Origin of the sequence: Candidatus Magnetobacterium casense, assembly GCF_019173545.1 — a bacterium.
Classification (GTDB): domain Bacteria; phylum Nitrospirota; class Thermodesulfovibrionia; order Thermodesulfovibrionales; family Magnetobacteriaceae; genus Magnetobacterium; species Magnetobacterium cryptolimnobacter.
In genome coordinates this window covers 1-4695 of the sequence record NZ_JABXWD010000286.1, presented here as the reverse complement: position 1 = coordinate 4695, position 4695 = coordinate 1, and the positions used below count along the sequence as shown (strand labels likewise).

General features: G+C 49.7%; 5 protein-coding genes. 3 read left to right on the top strand and 2 right to left on the bottom strand.

Annotated features, from left to right (window positions below):
• Nucleotides 1-107: 107 nt before the first annotated feature.
• Complete coding sequence (locus tag HWQ67_RS13420) at nt 108-326, top strand: hypothetical protein (RefSeq protein ID WP_218253198.1); 219 nt, start codon at nt 108-110, stop codon at nt 324-326.
• On the opposite strand, the gene HWQ67_RS13415 is transcribed toward HWQ67_RS13420, so the two are convergent.
• The gene (locus tag HWQ67_RS13415) at nt 284-2308 is read right to left on the bottom strand and encodes a DUF1566 domain-containing protein (RefSeq protein ID WP_218253197.1); all 2025 of its coding nucleotides are present in this window, start codon (nt 2306-2308) and stop codon (nt 284-286) included. The two genes, HWQ67_RS13420 and HWQ67_RS13415, sit on opposite strands and share 43 nt — an antisense overlap.
• A gap of 275 nt (nt 2309-2583) precedes the next feature.
• Here HWQ67_RS13415 and HWQ67_RS13410 point away from each other — a divergent pair, with 275 nt between their 5' ends.
• The gene (locus HWQ67_RS13410) at nt 2584-3036 is read left to right on the top strand and encodes a hypothetical protein (protein ID WP_218253196.1); all 453 of its coding nucleotides are present in this window, start codon (nt 2584-2586) and stop codon (nt 3034-3036) included.
• Between the two features lie 5 nt (nt 3037-3041).
• On the opposite strand, the gene hisC is transcribed toward HWQ67_RS13410, so the two are convergent.
• A complete protein-coding gene (gene hisC / locus HWQ67_RS13405; protein ID WP_218253195.1) occupies nt 3042-4055 on the bottom strand; it encodes a histidinol-phosphate transaminase in 1014 nt (337 codons plus the stop codon).
• Nucleotides 4056-4177: 122 nt separating this feature from the next.
• Here hisC and HWQ67_RS13400 point away from each other — a divergent pair, with 122 nt between their 5' ends.
• The gene (locus HWQ67_RS13400) at nt 4178-4588 is read left to right on the top strand and encodes a hypothetical protein (protein WP_218253194.1); all 411 of its coding nucleotides are present in this window, start codon (nt 4178-4180) and stop codon (nt 4586-4588) included.
• Nucleotides 4589-4695: the final 107 nt, after the last annotated feature.

The following is a 4695-nucleotide window of genomic DNA, read 5'->3' as shown; positions in this document are numbered from 1 at the left end:
ATACTTTAAGGCAAGAAAGAAAGGGGCGGCTCCGCCCCCCTTCAGAACCCCCCGCAAGGGGACCAGTCCCCTTGACCCCATTTTACCATGCTTTTTTAAGAGGATACGTGCGGAGGACCATCAAGAAGGTCTGTGTCGGACTTGCCATCTTCTCCGGCATAGCGGTTTTTCTTATTGTCCCCCTCCTGACTACGGCGGATGAGCTATTTGCACACAGGATGCATCTCCCTGATGGACTGGTCTTTGCAAATGGTATCAAATGCGATTACCCTGTATTTTCGGCTTATTCAGGTCGCCAGTTGTTGGGGATTCCCTTTGCCGGATAACCTCCACCGGATATATCGACGCCGTTCATAAGCCAGATGTAGACGTCTCCGGTGGCGGAGTCTTGCCAGAAGATGTCGCTCTTACCATCGCCGTTATAATCTCCGGTTGTCTTAATCTGCCAGTTAGGCGGAACCCCGGCTGCCGCATAACCGCCACTGGCTATATCCAGAGCACTCATGAGCCAGATAAAGACATCGCCTGATGACGGGTCCTGCCATACGACATCCGCTTTGCCATCTGCATTGAGGTCCCTAACTGCTTTAATCTGCCAGTTACCCGGAACACCCCTGGCAACATAGTTTCCGGATGATATGTTTGCAGCGTTCATTAACCACCCGGCCACGTCACCTGTTGAGGTATTCTGCCAAAGGACATCCGCCTTGCCATCGCCGTTGAGGTCACCGACGGCCTTGATATGCCACTGTGACGGGATCGCCTTTGCCGCAAAACCTCCGCCTTTTATCGTTGCCCCATCCATTAACCATATGTAGGTGTCACCCGTTGAGGTGTTTTGCCAGAGGGTGTCGCTCTTGCCATCGCCATTGAAGTCACCGGTTGCCCTGATTTGCCACTCCTTTGGCATTGCGTGTGCGGCAAAATCACCACCCGTTACCGTGGCGCCATCCATCAGCCAAATGTAGACATCCCCATTATTTGTGTTTTGCCAGAGGACGTCACTCCTGCCGTCACCATTGAAGTCACCCGTGCCTTTGGTCTCCCAATCTGCAGGCACACCCTTGACGACATAGTTGCCACTGGTTATAGTTGCCCCACTCATGAACCACATGGCTATATCACCCGTTGCAGCATCCCGCCACAGGACATCACCACTGCCATCCCCGTTGAAGTCCGGCGTATTCTTGTACACCCAACCACCACGCACCGGCCACACTCGATAACCGGAATACTTTGAAGTGCCCGGAACACTGCCATTGCCAATGTTGACAAGCCATGCAAGGTATGAACTGTTAGCGCTGCTGGTGGATGACCAATAAGAGTTGGTTGCCTTGACGTTTGTAAAAGGATTGCCCGATGCAAGCGCCGGATTGAGCCTTCCACGGTCAACCAGGCTTACAAGTTCCTTCTTGTTTGGCAGTCGCCAGTCGTTGTAGCCAAGGTAGTTGGCGCCGTTTAAGCAGGCCACGTAATCAATGGCCGCCTGCCAGCTCCTGTCGCTGCCCGTACATGTACCTGTTGCCGGTGTATTGGCGTCTTTAGACCAGACAAGTCCCGTGAGATTGTCCGTAACGGCGCCATCATTGTCATCCGTAAAACGTGGGTTTGGCCATGTCGCACTAGCCTTTAACGCACCATCATCACCCGTACCGTAGCTGGTGGTTTGTCCGGTAGACCAGACAAAGGCATCTCCAAATGCTCCACTCTGCCCCGCACGCACCGGCCACACACACAGCCTGGAACTCTTGGCACCGGTGTGGATGACGCCATCAACCGTGCTGACAAGCCACGCATGTGATGTATCGCTGGCGCTGGTGGTAGAAGACCAGTAGTTGTCAGACCTTACGTGCGTAAACCCCTGCGAAGTCAGCCATGTGGATTGCACGGCCTCCTGTGCGTTGGTAAGGCTCTCCAGCTCGTTGACATTTGCCATTCGCCAGTCGTTGTAGCCGAGATACTTTGCCCCGTTTAGGCAGCCTATGTACTCAAGTGCCGTTTGCCAGTTCCTGTCGCTACCCGTACACGTATTCGTTGCTGGAGTGCAGGTGTCCTGAGACCACACCAATCCCGTCAGAGTATCCGTCACCGTACCATTGGTGTTGATATTAAACCGCGGTTCCGGCCAGATCACACCGGCCTTTAGCGCTCCGTCATCACGCCCGGCGTAGACCTTTGTCTGACCCGTACGCGACAGATTGACGGTGACCGCATATGCCGTCCCTCCAAGACTAGGAAAGACCAACCATGCAATTGCAACCATTACCAGGACAATAAACACCCTCACTTCCAGCAATAGAAGAAACATCGCCGCTACCTCCTTGATAATCTTAAATATATGCCTACAAGGATAACATAGTCAGGATGAATTATGCAAAATCAGCGGCAAAGGCAATTGGAGGTAGCATCAAAATCAACCGTGGTTGCCAGGATTTAAGCCGCTTTTATGTTTTCGTAGTATGGCATTGTTACTGTACTTAAGCGATGTAACCACGCCGGACTGGAGCGCTACCCTCTATTGTCGTTAGTTATCTTGATCTGTTAAAATATTAGTGTAGCTAAAAATTAAAGGAGGTTTGGCATATGCCCAAAAAGATAAAAAAGAAACACGACTCACAACAGACCACGTCAATGGGGCCCTCTGATGAATACGATGAGGAATTTGCAGGTATAATCATTGAGTACGCCATGCCAATGGTAGAGAAAGGAAAGAACTTTGTGCAGAGAAGGCGCGCCTTGAATCTATCGATCATGTTTTGGAATGCCAGCTTTTTGCCGGAAGAGGATCAATCAGAGGCAATGCGGAAAATTGTGGCAGATGACAGTGTCGAATACAACAGATTCACTTTGCTCCAGGCGTTCATGGGCATGATCCAGCGAAAATTCATAGAATTCGCAGATGTTAACAAAGTGGTTCTGAAGTATGACGTAAAAGAGGCGGAGGATGGTGTGTTGTTGTTATCTGTAGTGTCCAAGGTAGTCACGGAGAGATATATAGATGTCTTTGCAGATGGTAACTTCAAGCTGGCCAAATGATTTAATCACAGAGTTGTCCCTCTGGCTTCTGCCATTGCCTTGAGCAGCTCGGTGTTTTCCTCGGGCCTTCCGATGGTGATGCGCAGACAGTTTTCCAGGGCGCTTGTCATGTCCTTGAGCAGGATGCCGGATTGCAGCAGCCTCTGGTGGAGCGTTTTTGCATTGGCTGTTTTTATCAGGATGAAGTTGGCATCGGAGGGATAGGCTGTTATACCGTCGAGGCGTGAGAGTCCTTCAAATAGCCGCTGTCTTTCTGCTATTACAGTCTTGGTGTTTTGCTCTGTCAGCCTGCCATCCTGCAGGGCCATGAGCGCCATCCGCTGCGACAGGGCATTGACGTTGTAGGGCAACCGCACCTTGTTTAACTCCTCGATCCCCTCCGCCGCTCCCACAAGAAACCCAACCCGCAACGCAGCAAGTCCCACCTTGCTGAGAGTCCGCATTACATAGAGATTATTATAACGTGATATCATAGGGACAACGCTCGGTCTTGGTGAGTAGGGCTGGTAGGCTTCGTCAATTACCACGATCCCACGTGACAGGCTCAATATCTCAAGTATGGTTTCCCGATTAAAGGAGTTTCCCGTCGGATTGTTGGGAGAGCTCATAAATATCACCTTGGGGTTGTGCCTCCTGATGGCCTCAGTCATTGCGTTGGTATCGAGGTCGAAGTCATCGCCCAGCGGCACTGCTACGGAGGTCTCTCCGAGGGTCTGGGCAATGATGCCGTACATGACAAACGTTGGCATCGGATAGAGGACTGGTCCGCCCAGGGACGTTATCAGGTGATAGATGACCTCGTCAGAGCCGTTGCCCAGGAGTATGTTTTCGGCATCGACGTTCAGGGTGTGTGCAAGGTGGTTGCGAAGCTCCCTGGCCTCAGGATCGGGGTAGCGATTGGTGTCAACCGCTATCGGCCCCGGAACAAGGCCGTAAGGGGCCTCGTTGGCGTCGAGCTTGATACGGCAGGGTATTTCAACCGCACTGTAAGGCCTCAACTGCCTTATGTTAGCTCTCATGATTTCCTTAAACATCCGAAATAATAGTTTAGCAAAAAACTACGTAAATGTGGTAGGGTTTATTTTAGCCGTCATGATTTGTTATTATAGTTGTATACAGATAAATAAAGGACGGTTGACATATGCCCAAAAAGATAAAAAAGAAGCATGGTTCACGACATGCCCAATTAGTAGAGACATCTCGTGAGCAAGAAAAAATGTCAGGGGTGCTTCTCGACTACGCCAAGCCACTTTTGGTGACTACAAAAACAACTGAAGAAACGAAAAAAGCTCTTGATCTATCGCTGATTTTCTGGAATGCCAGTTTTTTACCAGACGATAAACAGAAGGAAACATTAGAAGCACTGGTGAAAGAATATACAACCACCAAAAAAGATAAAATTGCTGCACGTGAGTTATTTGCATTTATGATCAACAGAAAATTAACTGAGTTTTCAGACATTGACAGACTGATAATGGCTTATGATTTTACAGAAGATGACAATGGCGGTTTTTACATACAAGTGGCCTCCACAATGCAACGAAACATATAGGTATCCTCTTTAAAAAGCATGGTAAAATTAATTTCATGGTTTAAAGGCATGGATTCCTGCTTTCGCAGGAATGACAGTTACAGGCTTTTTCCAAGTTTGTCATTCCT